At 42.2% G+C, this 26,445-nt stretch carries 23 protein-coding genes and 1 riboswitch; of the genes, 17 read left to right on the forward strand and 6 right to left on the reverse strand.

What is annotated here, in order from left to right:
• Positions 1–104 precede the first annotated feature (104 nt).
• A complete protein-coding gene (locus JVX94_RS18205; protein ID WP_205184043.1) occupies positions 105–590 on the reverse strand; it encodes a metal-dependent hydrolase in 486 nt (161 codons plus the stop codon).
• A gap of 170 nt (positions 591–760) precedes the next feature.
• Between JVX94_RS18205 and JVX94_RS18210 the strand changes: the two genes are divergently transcribed.
• The 3 genes from JVX94_RS18210 to JVX94_RS18220 all read left to right on the forward strand — a co-directional run bounded on the left by JVX94_RS18210 (position 761) and on the right by JVX94_RS18220 (position 3,312).
• Complete coding sequence (locus tag JVX94_RS18210) at positions 761–1,189, forward strand: MarR family winged helix-turn-helix transcriptional regulator (protein WP_048237430.1); 429 nt, start codon at positions 761–763, stop codon at positions 1,187–1,189.
• Positions 1,190–1,270: 81 nt separating this feature from the next.
• Positions 1,271–1,414 carry a small acid-soluble spore protein SspJ gene (sspJ, locus tag JVX94_RS18215; RefSeq protein WP_034280900.1) on the forward strand — a complete coding sequence of 48 codons (144 nt, stop codon included), beginning with the start codon at positions 1,271–1,273 and terminating at the stop codon, positions 1,412–1,414.
• A 121-nt stretch (positions 1,415–1,535) separates the two neighbouring features.
• A riboswitch (Lysine riboswitch) is annotated at positions 1,536–1,714 on the forward strand.
• Between the two features lie 191 nt (positions 1,715–1,905).
• Entirely contained in the window at positions 1,906–3,312 is a 1,407-nt protein-coding gene (locus JVX94_RS18220) for an amino acid permease (protein WP_095409554.1), read from the forward strand.
• A gap of 243 nt (positions 3,313–3,555) precedes the next feature.
• Here the strand turns inward: JVX94_RS18220 and JVX94_RS18225 are convergent, their stop codons facing one another.
• A complete protein-coding gene (locus tag JVX94_RS18225) occupies positions 3,556–4,497 on the reverse strand; it encodes an iron-hydroxamate ABC transporter substrate-binding protein (protein WP_205184045.1) in 942 nt (313 codons plus the stop codon).
• Between the two features lie 259 nt (positions 4,498–4,756).
• On the opposite strand from JVX94_RS18225, the gene JVX94_RS18230 reads away from it, so the two are divergent.
• The 14 genes from JVX94_RS18230 to JVX94_RS18295 all read left to right on the forward strand — a co-directional run bounded on the left by JVX94_RS18230 (position 4,757) and on the right by JVX94_RS18295 (position 21,509).
• Complete coding sequence (locus tag JVX94_RS18230; protein ID WP_095409552.1) at positions 4,757–5,809, forward strand: FecCD family ABC transporter permease; 1,053 nt, start codon at positions 4,757–4,759, stop codon at positions 5,807–5,809.
• Entirely contained in the window at positions 5,810–6,832 is a 1,023-nt protein-coding gene (locus tag JVX94_RS18235; protein WP_095409551.1) for a FecCD family ABC transporter permease, read from the forward strand. It abuts the gene before it with no gap.
• 20 nt (positions 6,833–6,852) lie between these two features.
• Positions 6,853–7,668, forward strand: coding sequence for an ABC transporter ATP-binding protein (locus JVX94_RS18240; RefSeq protein ID WP_048237424.1), 816 nt, complete (start codon positions 6,853–6,855; stop codon positions 7,666–7,668).
• Between the two features lie 175 nt (positions 7,669–7,843).
• Entirely contained in the window at positions 7,844–8,566 is a 723-nt protein-coding gene (locus tag JVX94_RS18245) for a response regulator transcription factor (RefSeq protein ID WP_095409550.1), read from the forward strand.
• A 3-nt stretch (positions 8,567–8,569) separates the two neighbouring features.
• Positions 8,570–10,324 carry a HAMP domain-containing sensor histidine kinase gene (locus JVX94_RS18250; protein ID WP_095409549.1) on the forward strand — a complete coding sequence of 585 codons (1,755 nt, stop codon included), beginning with the start codon at positions 8,570–8,572 and terminating at the stop codon, positions 10,322–10,324.
• A gap of 135 nt (positions 10,325–10,459) precedes the next feature.
• Complete coding sequence (gene uxaC, locus JVX94_RS18255) at positions 10,460–11,896, forward strand: glucuronate isomerase (RefSeq protein WP_205184048.1); 1,437 nt, start codon at positions 10,460–10,462, stop codon at positions 11,894–11,896.
• A 58-nt stretch (positions 11,897–11,954) separates the two neighbouring features.
• The gene (locus JVX94_RS18260; RefSeq protein WP_095409547.1) at positions 11,955–12,965 is read left to right on the forward strand and encodes a LacI family DNA-binding transcriptional regulator; all 1,011 of its coding nucleotides are present in this window, start codon (positions 11,955–11,957) and stop codon (positions 12,963–12,965) included.
• A gap of 59 nt (positions 12,966–13,024) precedes the next feature.
• Complete coding sequence (locus JVX94_RS18265; protein WP_205184051.1) at positions 13,025–14,482, forward strand: tagaturonate reductase; 1,458 nt, start codon at positions 13,025–13,027, stop codon at positions 14,480–14,482.
• The gene (locus tag JVX94_RS18270) at positions 14,479–15,972 is read left to right on the forward strand and encodes a UxaA family hydrolase (protein ID WP_205184053.1); all 1,494 of its coding nucleotides are present in this window, start codon (positions 14,479–14,481) and stop codon (positions 15,970–15,972) included. The genes JVX94_RS18265 and JVX94_RS18270 overlap by 4 nt, the downstream gene beginning before the upstream one ends.
• Before the next feature lie 20 nt (positions 15,973–15,992).
• Complete coding sequence (locus JVX94_RS18275; protein WP_095409544.1) at positions 15,993–17,381, forward strand: glycoside hydrolase family 28 protein; 1,389 nt, start codon at positions 15,993–15,995, stop codon at positions 17,379–17,381.
• 175 nt (positions 17,382–17,556) lie between these two features.
• Positions 17,557–18,507: an ABC transporter substrate-binding protein gene (locus JVX94_RS18280; RefSeq protein ID WP_205184055.1), complete on the forward strand. Its 951-nt coding sequence runs from the start codon at positions 17,557–17,559 to the stop codon at positions 18,505–18,507.
• Positions 18,473–19,531: a FecCD family ABC transporter permease gene (locus tag JVX94_RS18285; RefSeq protein ID WP_205184057.1), complete on the forward strand. Its 1,059-nt coding sequence runs from the start codon at positions 18,473–18,475 to the stop codon at positions 19,529–19,531. Before JVX94_RS18280 ends, JVX94_RS18285 begins: the two co-directional genes overlap by 35 nt.
• Positions 19,528–20,814, forward strand: coding sequence for a heme ABC transporter ATP-binding protein (locus tag JVX94_RS18290; RefSeq protein WP_205184059.1), 1,287 nt, complete (start codon positions 19,528–19,530; stop codon positions 20,812–20,814). The genes JVX94_RS18285 and JVX94_RS18290 overlap by 4 nt, the downstream gene beginning before the upstream one ends.
• A 125-nt stretch (positions 20,815–20,939) precedes the next feature.
• Positions 20,940–21,509: a cob(I)yrinic acid a,c-diamide adenosyltransferase gene (locus JVX94_RS18295; protein ID WP_205184061.1), complete on the forward strand. Its 570-nt coding sequence runs from the start codon at positions 20,940–20,942 to the stop codon at positions 21,507–21,509.
• Positions 21,510–21,599: 90 nt separating this feature from the next.
• Here JVX94_RS18295 and JVX94_RS18300 read toward each other — a convergent pair whose 3' ends face one another.
• The 4 genes from JVX94_RS18300 to JVX94_RS18315 all read right to left on the reverse strand — a co-directional run bounded on the left by JVX94_RS18300 (position 21,600) and on the right by JVX94_RS18315 (position 26,148).
• Positions 21,600–22,649 (reverse strand): NAD(P)/FAD-dependent oxidoreductase, encoded by a 1,050-nt coding sequence (locus tag JVX94_RS18300; protein WP_205184063.1) that lies wholly within the window; start codon positions 22,647–22,649, stop codon positions 21,600–21,602.
• Between the two features lie 96 nt (positions 22,650–22,745).
• Complete coding sequence (locus tag JVX94_RS18305; protein ID WP_197197686.1) at positions 22,746–23,732, reverse strand: ABC transporter substrate-binding protein; 987 nt, start codon at positions 23,730–23,732, stop codon at positions 22,746–22,748.
• Entirely contained in the window at positions 23,729–25,078 is a 1,350-nt protein-coding gene (locus tag JVX94_RS18310; RefSeq protein ID WP_197197687.1) for an NtaA/DmoA family FMN-dependent monooxygenase, read from the reverse strand. Before JVX94_RS18310 ends, JVX94_RS18305 begins: the two co-directional genes overlap by 4 nt.
• A 275-nt stretch (positions 25,079–25,353) precedes the next feature.
• Entirely contained in the window at positions 25,354–26,148 is a 795-nt protein-coding gene (locus JVX94_RS18315; protein WP_095410054.1) for an AraC family transcriptional regulator, read from the reverse strand.
• Between the last annotated feature and the right edge of the window lie 297 nt (positions 26,149–26,445).

A 26,445-nucleotide genomic window follows, 5' to 3' on the forward strand; every position in this document is an offset into this window, starting at 1 on the left:
TCTGTATTCAGCTGCAAGGTAAAAACACTTATCTTAAACCTACTAAAAAAATGAGGAATGATCAATTCATATCCTGTCTTTTTCGGAAAACTCTTTTTGATTCATTAGAATGGGATGGATATGCCGCAGATGACAGCGATGTAATAGCAGGTAACGACGGTGAGAGCAGCTAGTACGATTTGTTCTCCTGCGCTGCCTGTTTTGACATAGAAGGGAAGGCGCACTTTAATGGAAGCTGGAAATAAAAATTTAATCCCGTTCACTGTTCCTGCATCCAGGATGAGATGGCTTGCCATCCCGACTAGTAAACCGATACTTAGGCTGTCATTTGGAATGTATGTTGTCGCTAGAAAATAAATGATCAGCAAAAATAATAAACTGTGTGTAAACGTGCGATGACCAAACACACTGCTGATCAGTGTCGAGAGCAGCGGGAATTTTCTGCCGATTTTACTTTTTGTATGGCAAAGGTCAGGGATCAGGGCACCAACTGATCCAGCAGCAGCCATCGTCACTGGGTCGAATCCATAATAGTAGGCAACGGCTGTGGAGGCGGCAATTCCGCCCATGATGTGTGTTTTTCCTGTCATGATGCGTACTCCTGTTCTATCTTTAGTTCAAGTACTCACTATATCAAGGGTGGATACATTCAGCAAGGCTTATTTCTAAAGAAAAAAGGCCAAAAGGGTTGGCTGAATGGAAAAACATTCTATAATAAGGGGGAAGTCATGTTGATACTAACGATAAGGATGCGATTCGGATGGGTAATGCAGACATTTTAAAAGAAATTGTTCTTGTACATTATGAAGTCAGCCGTAAATTAAACCGCAAGTTACTTGAGTTAGAGAAAGACATCACGCCACCGCAGATATATGCTCTTTCTATTTTGATACAAGGCAAAGTATCACATGCCGAAGAGCTGAAGCAAAGACTCTCTTTAAACCCTGGTGCAGCCTCTATTGCACTCAATAAATTATGTGAGCAGGGTTATATTCAAAGAGAACGGGACAAGGACGATTCGTCACTTGTCCGTTTAGAAGTCACAGAAAAAGGACTGGCCATTTATGAAAAGCATACGCGTCTTTTCGGAAAGGTGATTCAGCATATGATGTCAGACTTCACAAAGGATGATTTAAAAACCTTTCTGACGTACTTGCAAAAAATGAGACAGACCTTTCATGATGATTGAGCCTCTTCCTTTGTATAATGCTGAGCGCTGTAGCGCAAATTAAACAGGCAACCGCATTATATGAAAAGGGAGGAAACAGCGATGTCATTTTTCCAAAAGGATAAAAAGGCGAAAAGTGAGAAAGACCATCAGCAGGTAGATCAGCTGTTAGAGGAAGCAAGTAAAGAGCTAGCAGGCGATCCGCTTCAGGAAGCTGTACAAAAGAAGAAAAACAACCAACAATAAGCAGGTAAAGGGCAGAGAAATAATTCTCTGCCTTTTTTCTATGTTTTTCCCTTTGACAGATGTGAGAATGTTTGATAACCTTCGTGTAGTAAAAATGAATAGAAATCCTCACGCTATGTCTCAGTGAGGTAGAGGTTGCGCGGATGATGAGTCACTCATAGGAGAGATGGAATCGTAGATCATGAGAAAAAAGGCATCAGCGCCGAAGTGTAGAGAGAGCTCCAACTTTCTTTATGCTGGGTCTGCATTGAATAAATGCAGGACTGCCACGTCTTTGAAGCGTGGAGGGCTATCCGGAGATCAAGGTGTATGTTTTGAAAAGCATGGACTTTTGTTCAGGCTTTTTTTTATGTTCTGAGTAACAAAAATAAGGGTATGCTGTTAAAAAGTAATCCATGATGAACATAAAGAATGCAAGTCATTGCTTCACAAATATATCAATGTAGATACTGCCGGGTCTGGTCCAAAGTGAATAAAACGGAGGTACGGAAATGGAACAGACAAAAAAATGGGGTTTTTGGTTATTGACGGCCTTTGTCGTCGGAAATATGGTAGGTTCAGGCATCTTTATGCTGCCAAGTACGCTTGCCCAGCACGCAAGTCCTTTAGGTGTGACGATGGCATGGCTTGTCACAGGCGGCGGTGTGCTGATGATTGCGCTTGTATTTGGGCATTTGTCCATTCATAAGCCGCAGCTGACAGCTGGACCACAAAGTTATGCAAGGGCGCTTTTTAAAGATCCGAAAAAAGGGAAAGCGGCCGGTTTTACAATGGTTTGGGGATATTGGGTGGCAAGCTGGATTAGTAATGTCGCGATTATTACAAGCCTTGCTGGTTATTTAACAACTTTTTTCCCTATTCTCACAGTGAAGACTGAGGTTTTTACCTTTGGAAAAGAAGCGGTCACACTTGGACAGCTCATGACGTTTATCGTATGTACCCTTCTTCTATGGGGAACACATACCATTTTAATCACAAGCTTAAGTGCTGCAAGTAAATTGAATTTTATTACGACCTTTTCAAAGGTGCTTGGTTTCGTCCTTTTTATTGTTGCGGGATTATTTGCATTTCAAACGGCATTATTTGAACATTATTATTTCCCAGTTGAAACAGGCGGAGAAGGAGTGCTCGGACTTGGAGGCCAAATTCATCATGCGGCTATTTCCACACTATGGGCATTTATTGGAATTGAATCAGCTGTCATTTTATCAGGAAGAGCATCCTCACAGCGCGATGTGAAACGTGCGACGATTACAGGTCTTTTAATCGCACTTTCGATCTACATGATTATCACATTGATTACAATGGGTGTTCTGCCGCACGATCAATTGCAAGGCTCTGACAAACCATTCGTGGATGTGCTTCAGCTTATTATTGGGCCAGCTGGCGGAATTGTCATGGCACTGCTTGCGATTATTTGTTTGTTTGGCTCGATGCTTGGCTGGATTTTACTCGGTTCAGAAGTACCGTATCAAGCAGCAAAGGCTGGTGATTTTCCAGCAGTGTTTGCAAAAACAAACAAAAAAGGAAGTCCTGCTTTCGCTTTGACTGTTACAAATATTATGTCACAGCTGTTTATCTTCTCTGTGATGTCACGTACGATCAATGAAGCTTTTACCTTTTTAACCACATCAGCGACACTTGCGTATCTTATTCCGTATATTGTGTCTTCAATCTACAGCTTTAAGGTCATTATGCAAGGTGACACGTATGAGCTTCAAAAAGGAAATCGAACAAGAGACGGCATTATTGCACTTGTTGCGATGGGGTATTCGGCTTGGGTCATTATTTCAGGAACAGCCGACTTGAAAACTTTTGGTCTTGGAATCGGTCTATTTTTAGTAGGTATTTTGCTTTATCCATTGATGTCAAAAGGCTTTGCCAAAGAAACGGCATAAGATAAGGAAGACGTTTCTCCATTTCTGGAGAAACGTTCAGCGTGTAGACAAACCCTCGCATTCGTTGTCAGGTCTGCGCTCCGGTGCTCACGAATGTTCAATTCGCTCCGCTCCGGTACTCGTCCTTCCTAGACTGCAAAGGTTTTCTATCACGCTGAAAAGAAGACAAAGGGCTAAAATAAAGCTCATTTTATCCCTTTGTCAATAATTTGGACGTTTCTCCATTTCTGGAGAAACGTTTTTTTATGATGCAGATGTCAATCGGTCCACAATAAACTCTAGCTGACCTTCTAGTGACACTGGATCATTAAAGAAGTAACCGACTGGATCTATTTCAAATACACGTTTATTTTTTACGGCAGGAAGTGATGTCCAAATGCTGCTTTGATACACTTGGTCTCCTTTACTTTTTGAACCGCTCCATGGACCTGTGAAAATATAGTCGCCTGCGAATTCTGGCAGCTTCTCAAGAGAAATATTTGCATAGCCGACACCGCTGTCGATCGCTTCTTTTTGGACGGCCTTCGGTGCTTTCAATTTCAACTCGTCATAAATGATTTCGCCCCCGCGGCCAAAAGTGTTTCCGAAGATATAAATACCTTTATCAAATGGCGATACGATCGAGACCGTTTTGCTGCCGACAGCTTTGGTGACCTTTGGTTTCACCTCAGCAATTTTGGTATCCCATTTCGTGATCCATTCCGTTGCTTTTTTCGGTGTACCTGTCATTTTACCGAATTCTTTTAGCTGGTCTTTGAAAGAATATTGGTTGTATTTAACCGCTACAGTTGGGGCGATTTTTTTGTATTGATCAAACTTCTCATCTTCTCCCCAAGCAATAATCATATCTGGCTTCAAAGCGGCTACCTTTTCGACTGATGGAGTCCTTCCAAGATTTTCGACGCCATCTGTTTTCCCTTTATAAAAAGGATTTTTAAAGATGGGTGATGTTGTAGCAACCGGCGTCTTGTCGAGTGTGACGAGGTCCCCGTAATAGCTTTCTGCAAGAAGCACTATTCGTTTCGGATTTTTCGGAAGCTTCACTTCACCTTTGGCATCCTGATATGTCATCATGTCATTCTTTTTCGCTGCTGCAGATTGTTTATTTGAAGTGCTGCCGCAAGCGGCTGTAAAGATCATAAGGATGGATAAAGAAATCAAAAGAAATCCAGTTCGTTTTTTCACAAAAATTCTCTCCTATTCACTTTCCCTTGATAATGATTCTCATTTTCGATTTCATCGTAACATGATAGGAATAAAAATGCATCGGCTAATTTAGAACCAAAAGAAAAATGATGAAATTCTCACAGTTTTTTGATGAAAATAAAGAAAATTATCAGAACAATGATTTCAAAAAGAAAAGAAAGTGATATACTAGACTTCGAGATTGATAATCATTATCACTAATAGAGAATAGACATGAACGGAAAGGAAGAGACTGGTTTTGGGCTCACAATCGAATAAACAGCTGCCAGCCAGCGATGATACGATCGATATTGTCACGAAGCCTTTTGGAACAGCAGCTGTTATCATCATAGGAATCATCGCTTTAGCATTTGGTCTTTTTTTATCGGTATCATTAGGAGCGGCAAACATTCATCTACAGACTGTATGGGAAGCCGTTTTTCATTTTGATTCACATCAAACTTCACATCAAATCATTCGAGAATTGAGGCTGCCGCGTACAGTTGGAGCTGCCCTCGTCGGTGCCTTTTTAGCCGTATCAGGTGCCATTATGCAAGGAATGACAAGAAATGCGCTTGCGTCACCTGAGATTATGGGTGTGACAAATGGCTCCGCATTTGCAATTGCCATTGCATTAGCATTTTTCCCTGGCCAATCTTCTTTTACATTAATTCTTTGGTCATTTGTTGGAGCCGCACTCGGTGCCTCGATTGTATTTGGTGTCGGTACTATGTCAAAAGGGGGACTGACCCCGGTAAAGCTCGCACTGGCTGGTACGGCAGTTGGAGCACTTTTGAGCTCCATTTCCTCAGCCATTGCCATCCGTTTTGACGTCGCTCAAGATATGAGCTTTTGGTATGCTGGCGGAGTGGCAGGTGTGAATTGGAGCAACATTCATATCATCATCCCAGTTGCCATTGCAGGACTAATCATTGCAATGATCCTTGCCCGCTCGATCACGGTTCTGAGCTTAGGTGAAGAACTGGCGAAAGGACTTGGACAGTATACGAAAACGGTCAAGGTGCTTGGTATATTGGTTGTTATCCTTTTAACGGGTGCTGCCGTGTCGGTAGCAGGCTCTATTGGTTTTATCGGGCTTGTGATCCCTCATGTCACTCGATTCTTGGTCGGAGTGGACTATCGATGGATTATCCCATGCTCCGCTATTTTAGGTGCCATTTTATTAATTTATGCAGACATTGCTGCAAGGCTGGTCAACGCTCCGTTTGAAACGCCAGTCGGTGCCATTACTGCGATTATAGGCGTTCCTTTCTTCTTATATTTAGCTAGACGTGAAAGGAGCGGAATTTAAATGGAAATGGTGCAGCAAGCAAAGAAAAAGAAATATCAACGAACGATGCTCATGATCTTTTTCGCGATCGTAGCTGTGTTCCTCATTAGTTTAAATACCGGAGAAATTAGGATCTCTCCGATGGATACATTGAAAACCCTTTTTGGATTCGGAAGTGAAATGGATGAGCTCGTATTATTCGAGTTCAGGCTTCCAAGAATGGTCATCGCTTTACTTGTCGGCGCTTCTATCGCTGTATCAGGAGCGATTTGGCAAGGTGTTTCACAAAATGGTTTAGCTGACCCAGGTATTCTCGGTGTCAATGCCGGTGCTGGCTTTGCCGTTGTGCTATTTATCTTTGCATTTCAAGGCGCGATGACGAATTTAGGTGATTTTACGATTTTTGTACTGCCGCTTTTCGCGTTCGTAGGTGCAGGCTTTGCTGCATTTCTCATCTATGTGTTAGCGTGGAAAAAAGGCATCACACCTGTTCGATTGATTTTAACTGGTATTGGTGTGAATGCTGCGTTTTCAGCAGCGATTGTGGTCATTCAATTGAAGATGAGCCCTAATGACTTTAACCAAGCCATCGTGTGGTTATCTGGAAGCATTTATGGCTCGAGCTGGACATACGTCTTATCTGTTCTGCCATGGATGCTGATTTTCCTTATATTAGCGCTTGTCAGATCACGCTACTTAAACATTATGAATTTAGGTGATCAGCTGTCCTATGGATTGGGCATTTCTGTTCATAAAGAAAGAAGCCTTCTCATGCTGATTGCCGTTGCATTAGCAGGTGCGAGTGTTGCTGTTGCAGGAAGTATCTCTTTCCTAGGATTAGCCGCACCGCACTTGGCGAGAAAGCTTGTTGGGCCAAAGCATCAAGGAATGATACCGGCCTCCGCGTTGATTGGCGCGCTGTTATTATTACTGGCAGATACACTTGGCCGCGTCATACTTGCACCATCAGAAGTGCCAGTTGGCCTTGTCGTTTCTGCTCTAGGCGCACCTTACTTCATTTACTTATTGATGAAATCGAACTAATGAGGAAGGAGAGACAACATATGAAATCGCTCGAAACAGAAAAGCTTTGTATCGGTTATCAAGACCGTTTGATTGTAGAAGATTTGAATGTCAGTATCCCAAAAGGCAAGGTGACAACACTGATTGGACCGAATGGCTGCGGGAAATCAACCATTTTAAAAACGATGTCTCGTATTATGAAGTCCAATCGAGGAGCTGTTTACTTAAATGGCCAGGCCATCCATGAGACGCCGACAAAAGAAATTTCAAAACAAATGGCGATCTTACCGCAAACGCCCGAAGCACCAAGTGGATTGACAGTGTATGAGCTCGTGTCATATGGACGTTTCCCGCATCAAAATGGGTTTGGCCGCTTATCAAATGAAGATAAACGAATCATTAGATGGGCACTTGAAGAAACGGGAATGATCGCTTTTCATGATCGGCCAATTGAAGCACTTTCAGGTGGACAGCGTCAGCGTGTATGGATAGCGATGGCACTTGCTCAGGAAACAGAGCTGCTCCTATTGGATGAACCTACGACGTATTTGGATCTTGCACATCAGCTCGAGATTCTTCAACTGTTAGAACGCTTAAATAGAGAGCAGGGCCGAACTGTGTTGATGGTCATTCATGATTTGAATCATGCGGCGCGTTTTTCACATTACATGATTGCCCTCAATCAAGGGAAAGTGATAAAAGACGGTACGCCACATGAGGTCATGACCAAAGAGGTACTCAGTCAGGTATTCCATATTGATGCAGAAATTGTGCTTGATCCTAGGACGAATAAGCCGATCTGTTTAACATATGACTTAATGAATCATGAACGAAAGCTAGAAGCTGTGAATGGATAATAGATGTAAAGGAACTCGGTGCAGCTGCCGGGTTTTTTTGCGTGTTTGAAAATTCCTGAAGCTGCTATTTTCTCCAATTGATATTTTTTCGCTTTTATGCAGAAAAGAGGTACTTTTTTACTTTAGACAATGGTAATATACGGTTAGAGATCATAGCTAGAAAGGAAAGAGATGCGTGGAAACAGCAAAAATATTGATTGCAGATGACGAAGAAGCAATTGTGAAAATGGTTGAACGCGTATTAAAAAAAGAAGGATTCAAGCATATTTATAAAGCCTACCATGCAGATGAAGCATTAGATGTTGTCAAAAACGAGGACATCCACCTTTTACTTCTAGATGTGATGATGCCCGGTAAGTCTGGCTTTGACGTTCTGCCTGAAATCAGAAAATTAACGAAAGCGCCTATTTTCTATTTAACTGCAAGAACGTCTGATGTCGATAAACTGACGGGCTTTGCGCAGGGGGCAGATGATTATATCACGAAGCCATTTAACCCGCTTGAGTTAGTGGCTAGAATTAAGGCTCACCTAAACCGAACATATATCTCCTTACAGGAGGAGCAAGAAGATACTCAAAGCCAATATCATTATGCCCATTTCTCCTATCATCCTCATGCAGCCGAATTGAAAGTAAGAGGAGAGGTGACGGCATGCTCTGCTCAGCTTCTTTCTTTGCTGAAGTACTTTTGTGACCATCCGAATGTAGTTCTTTCAAAAGATCAAATCTATGAGAAAGTATGGGGCGTCCCATCATATGGTGATAACAACACTGTCATGGTTCATATTCGAAAGCTGAGAGAAAAGATCGAATTAGATCCGAGTCAGCCCGAATATATTGTGACGATCCGTGGTATGGGATATAAATTTATACCACACCCTGCAAAGGTCCTTCAATAATTTATGAATTTACGATCAAAACTTTTCTTTCACTTTGTCGGACAAATGTTTATTGTGATTGCCATTCTGACGATCGGGCAGACGTTCTCTGATAATTTATATTTAACAAAACAATACGAGAACATGGCTGAAACCGGTTTAACAAAAGCTGATGGAGATACACTCATGAGCTGGCTTTATTTTAACGAGGATGGAAAAATGGAAGCCGACGATCAGCTCAAGCAAGCAGTGAAAAAACGAGACGGCTGGCTGCAAGTGATTGATTCGAAAAAGAATAACGTTTATAGTTATCACCGGCCTAAATCCATTCCAACATCCTATCAAAAGGATGAAATGATCAAGATCTTTGAAAAAAAAGAATTCAAAGATTACAAGATGTACTTCTGGCCAATTGAGATTGATCAAGAAAGCTTTATTGTGTTATATGGGTTCAAAACGAACAGCACAAAGGTAGCCAATTATCTGAAACAGCACGAGAAAAATTTGGCTGCATTATCTCAGTATTCGGTTGAAACGAAAGAATTCCTGAAGAGAATGAACGGATCGGTTCATCTGTTCAATGAAGAAGGGAAATATTTAAAAGGCATTCGAGCCAACACCAGTTTGAAACATGATGTAACAGATGTTGAATTGCTCAAGTATCAATCGAAGCCTTGGGAGTTTAGAAGTGACCTCACTTATATAAAAGTGAATAAAAAACTGTATATCATCGTTTCAGTACCAAATAAAGTATACAGCCCAGACGAGCTATACGATAAAGAGACAGACGCTTTAAATCAATATACAACCATCTTAATTGCAGGTCTTGCACTCACTATTATTATTGTCATGACATTATGGTATTCGTATCGCTATGGGCTGCCAATTTATCACATTATTCGCTGGCTGATTTTCTTATCAAAAAATAAATTGCAGGAACCAACAAATAGAAAGGGAATTCCAGTCAGTAAAAATAAAAAAGGCCGTATTAAGCGGGAATACCGTTTATTTGAGGATATTCTAAAAACAATGGATCAGCTCACACATACGTTAAAAGAGAACGAAGCAAACCGAAGAAAAATTCAAACCACAAGGGAAGAATGGATTGCAGGATTGTCTCATGATTTGAAAACGCCTCTAAGTACGATTTACGGCTATGGACTCATGCTTGAATCCGATCAATATCAATGGTCCAAGGAAGAAGTCATGGAAATGGGACAGGTGATTCGTGAGAAATCAGAATACATGTCGACACTAATCGAGGATTTAAACCTCACATACCGATTGAAGAATGGTGCCCTGCCTATTAATCGGAAACCGGTCGAACTCAGTGAATTTTTAGCTTCCATTATGGACGAGTTTTCAAGAAGCTCCTCATCTGAGGATTATCCATGCTCCTTTGAAGATCAAACAGATGGTGTCATATTTGAGATCGATAGAGCCTGGTTCAGACGAGTGATTGAGAACCTGCTGGCGAATGCAGTGAAGCATAACGAAAAAGGCACTCATATTACAGCTGTTTTATCTGAAACAGATGAAGAAGTTCGGATCGAAATGAAAGACAATGGCCGCGGAATGGCACAGGAAACGGTGGAGCACCTATTTAACCGCTACTACAGAGGGACAAATACAAATGATCCAACGAACGGAACAGGACTCGGGCTTGCGATAGCAAAAGAGCTTGTCTTGCTGCATGACGGTGATATTCAAGTTGAAAGTGAACTAGGCACTGGAACAACTATTGCGATTATCCTAAAAAAATCATCACCTGTAAAATAGCCAAAAAACGATTTTCTTTTCTAAAGGAGATCGTTTTTTCCTGTTTCAGGATTGAAATTGAATTTGTAAACGGTTACAATAAAATTGTTAACGTGAACAAATCATTTTTATCTATAAGAGAGATGGGGGAGTTTGATGAAAGCCTTTTTAGATGAGCATTTTTTACTCAACAGTCAAACGGCGGAAAAGCTATACCATGAGTTTGCAAAGGACCTTCCAATTATAGATTACCATTGTCATTTAAGCCCCAAAGAAATCTATGAAAATAAAACCTTCCATAATATCACCGAAGCGTGGCTTTACGGAGATCATTACAAATGGCGTGCCATGAGAGCAAATGGCATACCCGAATCGCAAGTCACAGGGGATGCCTCAGATTATGAGAAATTTCTGGCGTGGGCGAAGACCGTTCCCATGACCATTGGAAATCCGCTCTATCACTGGACTCATTTAGAGCTGAGACGATATTTTGGTGTAGAAGAACTTTTAAACGAAAAAACCGCACACATCATCTGGCAGAAAGTAAATGAAAAGCTGCAAGGAGAGGGTTTTGGTGCAAGAGACTTCATTGTGAAATCGAACGTTGAAACAGTCGTGACAACAGATGATCCAGTCGATTCGCTTGAATATCATCAAAAACTGCGGGAAGAAGGATTCACTGTGCAAGTGCTTCCCGGATTTCGGCCTGATAAGGCACTCGATATAACGAATCATTTATTTGCAGCGTATGTTCATGAACTGGCTGAGGCTTCATCTACTTCAATACAATCCTATCAAGACTTTTTGACAGCACTCCTCGCAAGAATTGATTTTTTCCATGAACAGGGCTGCTTGATCTCAGATCATGCTATTAACGAAATGACGTTTGAAGAAACGACGGAAGAAGAAGTGGAAGCCATCTTTCATAAAAGAATGTCTGGGCATTCATTGACGGAAAAAGAGAAGATCAAATTTAAAACACAAACATTTATTCAGCTAGGTCAGGCTTACTATGAGCGGGGCTGGACGATGCAGCTTCATATCAATGCGCTTAGGAACAACAATACGAAAATGTTTGAACGGCTTGGACCAGATACAGGGTATGATGCGATGAATGATGAAGACATTGCCAAGCCGCTTTGCCGAATATTGGATCGTTTAGAACAAAAACAGGCACTGCCAAAAACCATTCTCTATTCCTTGAATCCTCGGGATAATGTTGTGATTTCAACATTGGCTGGAAGCTTTCAAGACGGGACGACACCTGGGAAGATCCAGCATGGTACAGCTTGGTGGTTTAATGATACGAAACAAGGGATGACAGAGCAGATGATGGCTCTATCCAGTATTGGACTGATCAGCCGTTTCATTGGGATGCTGACAGATTCACGAAGCTTTCTTTCGTATACAAGGCATGAATATTTTCGAAGACTGCTTTGCGATATCATCGGAGATTGGGTAGAAAAAGGAGAAGTCCCTTATGATCTTGAACTGCTAGGGGGAATCGTGAAAGGAATCAGCTATGAAAATGCCAGACAGTATTTCCAATTTGACCGGGCAAAGCAGCTCAAGCATCCAAACAGAATGACATAAAGAAAATGAAAGCGGTTTTATGATAAGATGGTAAAAAATCATAAAAGGCGGAAATAGCATGACAGTCACAATTAAAGACATAGCAAAATTGGCAAACGTCTCTCATACCACGGTATCAAGGGCTTTGAATAACAGTCCTTTTATTAAGGAGAAGACAAAACAAAAAATTTTGTCGATTGCAAAACAGCTGAATTATTCACCGAATGTCCATGCAAGAGGCCTTGTATCACAAAAATCGTTTACAATCGGTCTATTTTTTACGAGTTTAACAGAAGGCACATCTTCAAGCTTCTTTGTGGATGCGTTAAAAGGTGTCAATAGCGTCATGACAGAGCATTATAATCTCTTTGTAAGAGGAATTGACGACTTTCACGATTACACAACCATTCATAAACAACGCTACGATGGCATTTTGCTTATGAGCCAAAGCGAGCACGATGAAGCATTTATCCATCATGTGAAGAAACAGGGCATTCCCATTATTGTGCTGAATCGCCGTGTAGAAAGTGATGAGGTCATGAATATATTAGCAGATGATAGTCAAGGAGCTTATCAGGCTGCACACCATTTCATTCAGCAAGGTCATGAACAAATCGCTATTATTGAAGGAAAAGAAGGCTTTAAATCAACTCAAGAAAGAAAAGCTGGTTTCCTGCAAGCGTTAATTGATCACCAAATACCTATGAAGAAAGAATATATGATGAAAGGCGACTATCACATGAAAAGCGGCTATGAATCAATGGAATCACTGCTGGCCCTTGATGATCCGCCAACAGCGCTCTTTTGCTCAAACGATGACATGGCGATTGGTGCAATGAATGCTTTATTTGCAAAAGGCAAAACGTGTCCGGGTGATATTTCTATAATTGGTTTTGATGATATTGCCTTTTCATCCTATACCACACCTGCATTGACAACGGTGAAAAAGCCGATTGAAAAAATGTGTGCACTTGGAGCAGAAGCTATCCTTTCAGTGATAAACGGTGAAGAACAAGAAGAAGATCATATGGAAAAAGTGTATGTCCACACAGAGCTGATGATCAGAGATTCAGTCAAACAGGTGCAGTAATCAGCATCTGTTTAGAAAAAATGTTCACGTGTGCATATCGCGCGGAGAGGGGAATCCATTTGAAACGATTATCAAAAGTCATATACCCGGCACCTGAGTATCCGGAAACGATTTTGCAGATTGGCGAAGGAAATTTTATGCGAGGATTTATCAATTGGCACATCCAGAAGCTGAACGACTGCACAGATTTTAAAGGAAGAGCGGTTGTTGTTCCTCCTCGAAAAGGATCGGTAGCATCCTTAAATGAACAAGACGGCTTGTACACATTATGTATTCAAGGATATCATGACCAGCAAGAAATGAATGAACGTATGATCATCCAATCGATTAGCAGAGGAATTAGTACGTATACGGATTACGAGGAGTTTTTACACGTAGCGGAAAACCCGGATCTCCGCTTTGTCTTCTCAAACACGACGGAGGCAGGACTTGTGTTCAGAAAGGAGGATCGTTTGGAGGATCGGCCGCAAGCCAGTTTTCCAGGAAAGCTGACAGCGTTCTTGTATCACCGGTTTAAAGCATTTGCTGGAGATAAGCAGAAAGGTCTGATCATTCTGCCTTGTGAATTGGTGGAACAAAATGGTGATCGATTGAAGGAATATGTGATCGGTATGGCAGCTGAGTGGGAACTGCCGCCTGCGTTTATTATATGGATAAAGGAAGCCAACACGTTTTGTAATACACTTGTGGACCGGATTGTCCCTGGATTCTCTAAGGAAGCGGCTGAAATTGTAGAAAAGGAGGCAGGGTATATCGACGAATTGCTTGTCACGGCAGAATATTATCATCTTTTTGTCATTGAAGCGCCTGCCTTTGTGCAAAAGGAGCTCCCCTTTCAAGAAGCAGGATTAAATGTACTTTTTGTAGAGGATATTGCGCCTTATCGTATGAGCAAGGTAAGAATTTTAAATGGTGCACATACAGCGATGGTGCCGATTGCCTATTCATGCGGTTTAGAAACTGTAAAAGAAGCTGTGGATGATGAGCATGTTGGTCCGTTCGTCAGGCGTATGCTGGAGGAAGAAGTACTTCCAGGGCTTGAACTCCCCGAAGATGAGCTTCTTCTTTATACACAATCCGTTTGGGATCGTTTTTGCAATCCATTTGTAAAGCATCAATTGCTGGATATTGCACTGAATGGGGTATCCAAATTCCGAACCCGTAATCTCCCGTCATTGCTTGATTATGTTGAGCGAAAGAAACAGCTGCCAATGAAACTTGTGTTTTCACTTAGCAGTCTCATTTATTTCTACAGAGCACATGCAGGAAGGGTAAAGGATGATGAAACTGTGCTAACGCTCATGAAGGAAGCATGGGAAGAGGAAAACCATTCTACTGAAGGAATTGCAGCGAAAATTCTTTCATGCGAGTCATTATGGGGCAGAGATTTAACAGATATAAATGGATTGAGTCAAGCTGTAGCTGATCAGCTTACCCTCATACAGACGCATGGGATGAGAGCAGCTGTTCATCGAATGATGCTTCATCAATATGAAAGTCAGGGGGAGAAAGCATGAAAGACTTTATTGTCATCCACCCTTCAGATAATGTCGGTATTGCTTTAAAAGAGCTTGAGCAAGGGGAGGAGCTGCAGCATCAAGGACATACGATTATCTTAAAAGAGACCGTCGCCAAAGGTCATAAGTTTGCATTGGCTGAAATCAAGCAAAGAGAGAATATTATCAAATATGGCTATCCCATTGGTCATGCAGTGACTGTAATTTCTGCTGGAGAATGGGTGCATACGCATAATATCAAAACCAATCTATCTGGCAAGCTCGAATACGAATACCTGCCTTCATTATCAGAAAATCCCTATGAAAAAACGAATCTTACATTTAAAGGATATAAACGAAAAAATGGCGAAAGTGGGATCCGTAATGAGCTTTGGATTGTTCCTACCGTTGGATGCGTGAATGGCATCGCAGATCAAATGATCAAAATATTCACCGCTGAAATGGGTGGAAACATCCATCCTTTTGAAACAGCCCTCGTATTAAAGCACAATTATGGCTGCTCACAGCTTGGAGACGATCATGAAAATACCAAAACCATTTTACAAAATGCGGTGAAACACCCTAACGCTGGAGGAGTACTCGTTCTTGGGCTTGGCTGTGAAAACAATGACATTGAGGATTTTCAGTCCACATTAGGTGAATATGACCGTACGAGAGTGAAATTTTTAAGAAGCCAAGAAGTAGGAGATGAGATTGAGACGGGAGTCGCTTTACTCAAGGAAATTTATGATGCGGCGAAAGAAGATCATCGTGAAGATATTCCGTTATCTGAACTGAAAATCGGTTTGAAGTGCGGAGGATCAGATGGATTCTCTGGTATTACCGCAAACCCGCTTTTAGGCAGACTGTCGGATTTTCTTGTCGCGCAAGGCGGAACAACTGTGCTGACAGAAGTGCCCGAAATGTTTGGTGCTGAAACGATTTTAATGGAGAGAGCAGCATCAGAAGCGACTTTCGACAATATTGTACAAATGATTAATGACTTCAAACAATACTTCATGGATCATCGACAGCCGGTATATGAAAATCCTTCCCCGGGAAATAAAGCCGGTGGAATTTCGACATTAGAGGATAAATCTCTTGGCTGTACACAAAAAGCAGGTACTTCTGATATTAAAGATGTATTGAAATATGGAGAGTTGCTGAAACAAAAGGGATTGAACCTATTAAGTGCACCGGGTAATGATTTGGTTGCTTCATCTGCACTGGCTGCTTCCGGTTGTCAAATGGTCCTGTTTACAACAGGCAGAGGGACACCATTTGGTACGTTTGTGCCAACAATGAAGATCTCGACCAATACAGCTTTATATGAAACAAAAAAGCACTGGATTGACTTTAATGCTGGAGAACTGCTTGAAGATGTACCGGAAGATGTTGTGTTAGAAAAATTCATTTCAACTGTCATTGATGTAGCGAGCGGGAAGCTGTTAAATCATGAAAAAAACAATTTTAGAGAGCTGGCTATTTTCAAAACAGGTGTCACACTTTAAGGCGACTGGGGGATGAGTAAGTGTCTAAAAAACGGGGTTTGATGTATATCACAGCGGGAACGGTACTAACTGGAGTCGGAATTGCTCGTTTAGCAAAGCAAGGGAAGAAAAATAAGAAAGCAAACGGAATCGATCAAGTGCTAAAGCAGATAAAAGCACCGCAGTTCCCAGATCATGAATTGAATGTGGTGCATTATGGAGCAGATGCGGAAGGGCAAGAGCTTTCTACAAATGCCATTCAGTCTGCCATTGATGATGCGCATCGGTTGAAAGGGGGACGGGTGCTGATCCCAGCAGGAACATTTATGACAGGTGCTTTAGAATTGAAAAGCAATGTAGAACTTCATCTGCATGAGAAAGCCTATGTGACATTCAGCCAAGACCCAAAGAATTACCTGCCTCTTGTACTGACAAGATATGAAGGGGTTGAGCTTTATAATTATTCACCTCTCATTTATGCACACCATGCAGAAAACATCGCTATTACGGGAGCAGGAACGCTTGATGGCAGAGGGGATGAGCATCATTGGTGGCCTTGGAAGTATGGGACGAATGGCCAGCCCTCTCAGGATCGGGATCGTCAGCTCTTGTTTGAAATGGCAGAAAAGAGAATACCGGTAGAAGAAAGGGTGTTTGGAGAAGGCCATTATTTAAGGTCGAGCTTTATTCAGCCATACCAATGTCAGCATGTTCTAATCGAAGGAGTGACAGTGAAGGATTCACCAATGTGGCAAATTCATCCTGTGTTAAGTGATAACGTCATCGTCCGCGGCGTTAAAATCATTGGGCATGGACCAAACACAGATGGTGTCAATCCGGAGTCTTGCCGGAATGTACTCATTGAAGATTGTTATTTTGATAACGGAGATGATTGTATTGCCATCAAATCGGGCAGAAACGAGGATGGGCGAAGAATAGGGATTCCATCTGAAAACATCGTCATTCGTAGAAATGAGATGCGGGATGGACACGGCGGTGTGACGATCGGGAGCGAAATCTCTGGAGGCGTAAGGTATGTTTATGCTGAAAATAATGTAATGGACAGTCCAAACCTTGACCGGGCACTGCGTATTAAAACCAACTCTGTCAGAGGCGGCACCATTGAACATATTTATTTTAAAAACAATACAGTCAAAAGTCTAAAGCATGAAGTGGTCTGTATCGACATGATGTATGAGGAAGGAGATGCTGGTCCTCATCGTCCTGTTGTACGTCATATTGAAGTAGAAGGACTCAAAAGCAGTGGCGGACGATATGGTGTAAAAATAGCCGCATACGCACATTCTCCTGTTACTCATTTTAAAATGAAAGATTGTGTCATAGATGATGTGGCGTATCCCCTATCTTTAGAGCATGCTGTTTCGCCTGCCTTTCAGAAAGTCGTCATCAATGGAGAACAAATCAATTAATAGAAGAGTGAAAAACAGTCTTTTCAGAGGCTGTTTTTTTGTTTTGTGAACAGAAAAAACGCTTTTAGAAATCACATATACAACCTATCTGCACTGTAGTATAATATTCCCGAAATTAGAAAAGAATTGACGAAAGAGATTTCGTCAAGCAGTACATAAACCAGGGGGTCCACTCATGAAAAAGTTAACAGCTATTTGGCTATCGTTATTGCTTGTGATGGGTGTTTTAGCAGGATGTGCAGGCGCTGAGACAGATCACAAAGCAAAAGGGTCACAAAATAAAGAAACGGCCACTGCGGCATTTCCAGTATCGATTAAAGATGCAGCTGGCAAAACAGTCGAAATCAAAGAACAGCCTAAACGAATTGTTTCGTTAATTCCAAGTAATACGGAGGTTGCTTATGCACTCGGTCTTGGAGATAAAATGGTTGGACGATCAGACTTTGACAATTATCCAAAGGAAGTCGAAAAGGTAGAGAAGATTGGCGGGCTTGAATTCAATGTCGAGAAGGTCATTTCCTTAAAGCCAGATCTTGTATTAGCACATGCATCTCAGATGGGATCAAAAGATGGATTTAAACAGCTTGAAGATGCAGGAATCCAAGTGCTGACTGTAAATGATGCGACCTCCTTTAAGGATGTGTACAAATCAATCAATATGATCGGTGAAGCAGCTGGCGTGAAAGAAGCATCAACAAAGCTTGTAGACGAGATGAAAACAAAACTGAATGACATCAATAAACAAGCAGAGGCGATTTCGAAAGACAAACAAAAAACAGTCTTTGTCGAAGTGTCAGGTGCTCCTGAAATCTATACAACTGGTAAAAATACATTTATGGATGAAATGCTTTCTGTTATCCATGCCAAAAATGCTGCTGGCGATCAAACTGGCTGGGTGCAAATGACAGAAGAATCGATCATCAAACGAAATCCTGATGTCATCGTGACAATTGATGGTTCCACCTTAGCTGATCTGAAAAAAAGAGACGGCTGGAATGCAATGAAAGCAGTGAAAGAAAAACAAGTCTTTCAATTGAATACGGATCTCGCATCAAGACCGGGACCGCGATTGGTTGAAGGAGTCGAGGCTCTTGCGAAAAGCGTCTATCCTGACACGTTCAAATAAATTGATCATCGCATATACATTAAGTACTTTACTTCTTGTAATGAGTATTGGAATGGGAATCTCCTTTGGAAGCTTAGGGATTCCCATTCCTTCTATTCTTCGAATATTTGTTCATGAACTATTCGGAGTGCAGTTTGGAACCTTTGATTCCATCGATCGCAATATTATGATGAACATTCGGCTGCCAAGAGTCATATTAGCGGCATTAGTCGGAGCAGCACTTGCATTATCTGGTGCAGCTTTTCAAGGTTTATTAAAAAATCCTCTCGCTGACCCTTATACGCTGGGGGTATCTCAAGGGGCATCAGTTGGAGCGGTAGCGACCCTGTTTTTTAGCTTGCAGCTCCCGCTTTTTGGCAGTTTCACACTGCCATTATTCAGTATGACAACAGCGCTTGTGACCCTCTGTCTCGTTCTCTTTTTTGCACGTCTTGTTCATCGGGGGATGAGCATCTCTTCTTTAATTTTGACAGGGGTAATTTTCAGCTCTTTTTTGGGTGCGCTCATTTCATTGATGATTGCTTTAACAGGTGATGATCTAAAAGAGATCATTCATTGGCTGCTTGGCAGTGTGTCCATGAGGGGCTGGCGTTATATTGCGCTTTTTCTACCTTTCTTTCTCATTGGGACCTTCGCTTTAATGTTGATGGGGCGAGATTTGAATGTCATGACGTATGGCGAGGAGAAAGCAAAGCTATTAGGTGTACATGTGAAAAGGAGCAAATATATTGTGCTGCTGGCGGGCTCGATTCTGACCGGAAGTGCAGTAGCGGTATCGGGTACGATCGGTTTTGTAGGACTTGTGATTCCACATTTTATCCGCCTCTTAACTATAACAGATCACCGGCATCTGCTGCCTTTGTCTATGCTGAACGGTGCTTCCTTTCTTGTATTAGCAGATGTGTTATCCCGTACCATCATTGAGCCGACTGAATTACCGATTGGCATCATTACTGCGTTAATTGGTGCACCTGTATTTGGTATCATCCTCATTCGTAAATATAGAGGGGGGACGCACGTATGATTCAAGTGAAGGAAATCAGAGGTGGATATGGAGAGAAAGAGATCATTCGTGGCATTAGTCTTGAAGTAAAGCAAGGAGAATTTCTCGGTATACTCGGCCCAAACGGGAGCGGTAAAACGACCCTGCTTAAAATGATGGCAGGAATTTTAGCACCTAAGAGCGGTGAAGTACGCCTTGGCGGTCAACTTGTTCAATCCTATCAGCCCAAGACGCTTGCGCAAAAAATGGCAGTTCTGCCACAGAAAACGGACCAAGCTTTTTCATTTACGGTGGAAGAAACCGTCCAATTCGGTCGTTATCCATATCAAAAAGGATGGCTGCAATCTGTCACGCAAGAAGATGTGCAGGTCGTCAGCAAAGTCATGGAACAAACGGGTGTTGCACAGTTTAAGAATCAACCCATCCATGAGTTAAGTGGAGGAGAACAGCAGCGTGTGTATTTGGCACAGGCATTAGCGCAGGAGCCTGAATATTTATTGCTGGATGAACCAACCAGCTTCCTTGATTTAGCCTATCAAAAAGATTTGCTTGATTTAATTAAAGAAGAAACGACTTCCTCTAGATTAACGGTCATTGGTGTATTTCATGATGTGAACATCGCCAGCTTGTATTGTGATCGGCTGCTTCTGCTTCATGAAGGAAAGACTGATAAGTTAGGACTGCCGCATCACGTCTTGACCACTGAACGAATCAACCGTGTGTATAAAACAAGTGTAACACCGCTCCAGCATCCATTTAGGGCAAACCCTCAGCTGATGATTGAGCCTGCGGCCTCTTCTAAAGCATCAATTGTAAACATAGCGGATGGCTGGAGGACATATGGCTCAGAAGGAATGACGTTTTCCGTGAATCAGCCTCTTCGCATCCTTTCCTCACATAAGAAAAACGGCGGATTTTTTTGGAAAAGGTCTATTGGAACGGGAACGAAGACGCTTCATGAACAGCTAGAGCCAGCTGAAGATATGCTGTTTTTCGAGCAAGCTAACGGATTAGCGGAATATGCCGCAGAAGACGCCGAAGACGATATGATCCTTTACGGCATGCTTCAACAAGAAGAGTTGACCATTTGGCTTATCCTTAAACGATCTTTATCAGACGGCGCAGCTGTTCAGTTCATGGGTCAGCTTATGCATAACATGAAGCAAGAAACAAGTTATCCGATCCATCACCTTTGTATTGCTGCACCCAATACGCAAGAAACGGAAGATGCTGACCTTTTACACGAAAGATTGGGACAAAAGGTGCAAGGGCTTCTTCAAACGTTGAATGCCATTCAAAAGTGAACCATTTGGTTCACTTTTCTGTTTCATTGATGACATTCATTCAACATGTTTTAGTAAAACAACTGCTTCTTATTCAGTTCAGGTTATACTAAAAAGGACAAAGCAGTAAAAAAGGGGGAATACCATTGAAACTTTATACGAAAACCGGGGATCAGGGACAAACAAGCTTGATAGGAGGAAGAGCTGATAAAGATGATGTGAGAGTAGAGGCATATGGTACGTTAGATGAGGCGAATAGCTTTATTGGACTCGCGCATGCAAAATTACGGCAGCATGGCGAATTGTTTCAGGACCTTTTGTCAGAGCTGATCATTATACAGCATGAGCTGTTTGACTGCGGCGGTGATCTGGCAGCAGTGACACCACGTAAAGAAAGCAAATTAACAGAAGCCTCTGTGACAGTTCTTGAGGAAAGAATGGATGTCTATGTAGAAGAAGCCGCGCCGCTCACCAAGTTTATTTTACCAGGTGGTCAGGAAGGCGCTGCTCTCTTACATGTAGCGCGGACAGTCGTAAGAAGAGCAGAGCGGCATATTGTGACGCTTGCGAAACAGGAGGAGATTCCAGCCGTTGCGCTCACATACATAAACCGTCTATCCGATTATTTATTTGCTGCCGCCCGAATCGTGAATCATCGGCTTGGTGAAGCTGATGTTGAATATGAACGAAGTGCCGACGTGTTTCGATCTAAATAAGGAAAAGCACTCTTCGAATGAGAAGAGTGCTAAACGTCTTCCTTCTGTAAGCACATAAGGGATTCCAAGTCTGCTTGTTCAATGAACACGTTATTTCGTATACAAATGCTTCATCAGCTCTTTGTTTTTTTGAATAAATATGTCATTGTGCGAAGAAACCATTCCACGAGCACTTGCATCAGGCATTACGTATTGCTTGGCTTGGTTTACTGCATTCGCAGCATCCTGGAAAGCCCCAGCAATCAAATGCAATTTTCCTTCATGATGCAAAATATCGCCTGCTGCATAAATGCCCCGGACTGACGTCTCACTCAGTGGAGTTCCTGAAATCCAGTAATCTTTCTGCTCTAGTTTAATGGAGCTATTCGCAAGTAACTCTTTGTCTCGTTCGTATCCATGATTGATTATGACTTCATCTATGGATAGCTCAAATAAGGCATCGTCCTGATTATTTTTGAGGACAACCGTTTCAATCCGCTCATGATTGTCTGCTGCGATGAGCTTTTCAATCGAGGTATGAAGCAGGCATTTGACAGAGCTGTTATTAAGTCGTGATATTTCGGCTTCATGTCCTTTTAAAGCATCTTTCCGGTAGGTTAAATACACTTGTTTGGCAATCGGCTCCAGCTCATTCGCCCAGTCAATGGCTGAATTACCACCTCCTGAAATCAACACGGTTTTATCTTTAAAGCGTGCAAGGGATTTGACCGTATAATGCAAATTTTGAACCTCAAATCGTCCTGCACCCTCAATATCCAATTTAATCGGCTTGAGAATACCTCCTCCAACAGCTAAAATGACGGTTTTGGAGTAATGTTTTTGATTGGACGCGGTGTGGAGAACAAAGTGACCTGTTTCGTCTTGAGAAATAGAGGTGACCTTTTCTCCAAGTACGACCTTTGGTTCAAAGGTCAGTCCTTGAGCAACAATTTGTTCGATTAGCTGAGAGCCTGGAACAGGCGTTAATCCTCCTATATCCCAGATCATCTTTTCTGGATAAACATGAACCTTTCCTCCAAGGAAAGGCTGGAATTCAATCAGTTTCGTTTTCATTTCACGCAACCCGCTATAAAAGGCGGAAAACAATCCAGCAGGTCCGCCGCCAATAATTGTTACATCATATACTTCCATATCCTGCATCGTACAATTCTCCCCACTTCTTTTTTTTCATTTATTTTTAAAAATGACCATAGTCATGATTTCATAGCTGATTCATGCAATCTCAATCATGCAGTCTCATTTATTTTCTAATTGCTGCTGCAAGGCTTCTAAAAACTGGATGCGGCTATAAGCAGGTCCTCCTTCAAGGAGTGGATGTACCACATTGGTATAAACCTGATCCTTTTTAAAGGCCGTCATGTTTCGAATAACAGGATTCTTTTTCATGTCATCAAATGCATGCCTTGCCTCTTGATTTTCATCCGTAGAAAATTGTACAAATAGATAATCTGGATTCATTTCCCCGAGCTGCTCGACAGAGATTGCTTCTTGCGTCTTTGCCAAGCTAACCGGCTGAGGAACGGCGAGACCCAATTCGTTATACAAAACAGGATTGAAATACACATCTTCTGGATATACGAAGGCTTGTGCTCCCCGAATGCGAATGATGGCTACTTTTTTATCCTTGAGCTTCTCCTTTAACGAAGCTTTTGCGTCTTTGACATCTGTTTTGTATTGAGTGAGGATTTTGTCTGCTTTCGTTTGTTTTCCTGTTAATTCGGCCATTAGCTCTAAATTAGCCTCCCAATTTGTCGCGATATGGGAGATCGGAATGGTCGGCGCAATTTTCTCTAACTTGTTCAGTACGACTTGTTGAAATTTAGAGGAGCCTAAAATAACGTCAGGTTTCAAACTTAATATTTTCTCAAAATTTGGCTGCTGTTTTTCACCGATTGATTCGGAATCTCTTGTGATTGAAGCAAATATTTTCGGAAACTTTCCTCCTACTGATATTGCCCCTGCCGGATGAACATCAAGTACAACGGCATCTTCCATCGCTTCCATCGCCCCAGTAATGACGATTTTTTCGGCTTTTTTCGGGATGGTATACTTTTTCCCAAGATACTCTATTGTTTTCGTAGCAGCATCATCTGAATTTTCAATTCCTGCATTTTTGCTTCCGGAGGCTGTAGTTGATTGCTTAGGCTTGTCTCCGCCGCCGCATGCCGCCATGATCAGCATCAATAAGGAAATGAAGCCGATGATCATTAATTTTTTATTCATCTTTTCAAAACTCCTCTCAAACTGTCTATTGTAGTCGTGCTTAATTTCATCCCCAGATGCTCACGTAAGGTGGATCCTATATATTCACTTCTAAATAAGCCATGTTGGACGAGTAAGGGAACCAATTCGTCAAAAAATAATTCTAGTGATTGTACTGAGCCCGGAAGAGCAATGAAACCGTCTAAAGCGCCTGCTTCAAACCATCTGGTTATTTCTCTCTGTGCATCCTCAGCTGTTCCCACGATGACCCAGTGTGCCGATCCAATGACCTCTGGTCTGGAGAGTAATTCTCTTACGGTAGGCTGCGTTTGTACAATCAACCTGCGCAGCAAATCAGCATGAGTCTGACTGCGTACCTGCTCATCCAATCCTTGCAGCATATCGGCAGGAACGGGTTGATCTAAGGGAAGGTGACGAATATCGAGACCTAGAATCGATTGTATCGCTGCATAACCTTGTGCAGTGCTTATATGGGAATGCGCCTCTCGATACATTTCATGTGCCTCGTCACGTGTTTTTCCTATAAAAAAGTACAAGCCAGGCAGCACACGGATCTCATCCGGTTGGCGGCCATGCTTGCTTGCTCTTCTCCTCATGTCTTTCCGTAATTCAATGCCTGAGGCCAGATCAGGGGTTGCTGCAAACATCGCATCTGCGGTTGAAGCGGCAAAATCCCGCCCCGTTTCCGAAGCACCTGCCTGAAACAAAGGAATGGTTCCTGACGGATGAGCCGGCACATTAAGCGGCCCCTTAATTTGAAAGAAATCACCCTCATGTTGAATAGAAGAAATTCTCTCCTTGTCAGCAAACTGTCCTGTTGCTCGATTGAAGAGCAGTGCCTCATTTGGATAGCTCTCCCAAAGTTTGCGTACAACATCCGTAAATTCCACCGCCTTCTTATACCGTTCTTCTGAGGTTGGCATGGGTGAATGGCTAAAATTATCGGCTCCGTCGATCGAAGTGACAATATTCCAGCCGGCACGCCCATTGCTGATCGAGTGCAAGGACTGAAGCTGTCTCGCCACTACATAGGGAGGATTGAACGTAGTCGAGGCGGTTGAAACAAGTCCGATTCGATCCGTCTCATGAGCAATCGAAGAAAGCAAAACCGTTGGATCAAGACCGCCAAAGCCAGGGGAGTGATTCAATGACTCTATGTTGAGGGCCAGTGAATCCGGCTTAAAAAGAAAGTCAAGCTTGGTCATCTCTGCTCTCTTTGCAAGCTCAACGTAAAAGTTGGTTGAGAATAAGTGTTCTACCATGCTGCTCGGATGCTGCCAGCCTTTTCCCTTCAACCAGGTCGCTGACAAGGACAATCCGATACAAAGCTGCCTTTTTTTGTTCACATCATCTGCCTCCCAGTCGTTGCTGATTATTAGTTAGTAATAATCGATATTGATAATCATTATCATTGAATAGTATAGCAAGGACCTCGTGAAATGCGAATACACAAATAACGAATATCATATGCATTATTATCTAATCTGGGCTGACAGAAAAGGGATGATCTTGATCGACTTCAATTTCTGAGGCAGTTAGGCTGGTTGTTTCATAGAGAGCTGTAGAATTCCTTTAAGGAATGGGGCTGGCATCCATCGTTTTGAGAAGAAGTGTGAAAGATTTATTTAGCGGTATATGCGCTAGGCGGCACTCCAAATTTCTTTTTAAATAGTCTGCTAAAATATAGCGGATTGGGATAGCCGACAGTCATAGCAACATCACGGATGGGAATATTGCCTGCCTTTAGTATTTCAAGCGCTCTTTCCATACGATACTGGATGACATAGTCAATTGGGTGAAGTCCGGTATATTTATGGAAAAAGTATGAGAAGCTTTTAGGGTTCATATCGAACAGTTCAGCGAGATCCTGAAGTGTTAATGGAATCATATATTGTCCTCTAATATAAGCGATGGCTTCCTCAATGACCCTTTCATGAGGAGGGCTCTCTTTCTGCTTACAGCTCATTAGCATTTGATATAGGATGCGCAAAAATAATTCTTTGACTCGAAGTTTTCCCATCCCGCCGGGTACATGGACATTCTGATGGAGCATGGTGAGTATTTCAATGATTCTCGGATTTGCTCCCGTTTCCAGTTTGAACGCAGTGTCACAGTCAGATTTCTTATCACAATCCAAATGATAGAACAGTGAATGGTACTCGTATTCTGATTGACTGATCACCTGCAGAGCAAGCTTGCATCCGGGTGTTACATGCATGACGGACCCTGGCTGCAAATCGTAGATCTTTCCATTGACATTCAGTCTAGCTTCCCCGCGAATGCTGAAAAGAAAGCCCGCACTTTCTGTCTTAAACTCCCTTAATGTACTATGGGGCTGGATGACTAAACGATAGATTTCTTGTATGTGAAAAGAATGACTAGCAAATAGATCAGCTAGTTGATCTTTATTTATCAATATATGACACCTACCTCTTGCTTGATTTAGATACAACTTATTCTGTGATTCTACCATACGTTTAACATCACTCTTCTTTTCGATGAGTGTTTCAGCGTGTAGACAAACCCTCGCATTCGGGGTCAGGTCTGCGCTCCGGTGCTCACGAATGTCAAATTCGCTCCGCTCCGGTACTCGCCCTTCCTAGGGCTGCAAAGGTTATCTATCACGCTGAAAAGAAGACAAAGGGCTAAAATAAAGATCATTTTAGCCCTTTGTCAACAATCTGCAACACTCTTCTTTTCGAAGAGTGTTTTT

Source organism: Bacillus sp. PDNC022, from assembly GCF_016919285.1.
GTDB classification, from domain to species: Bacteria; Bacillota; Bacilli; order Bacillales; family Bacillaceae; genus Bacillus; species Bacillus safensis.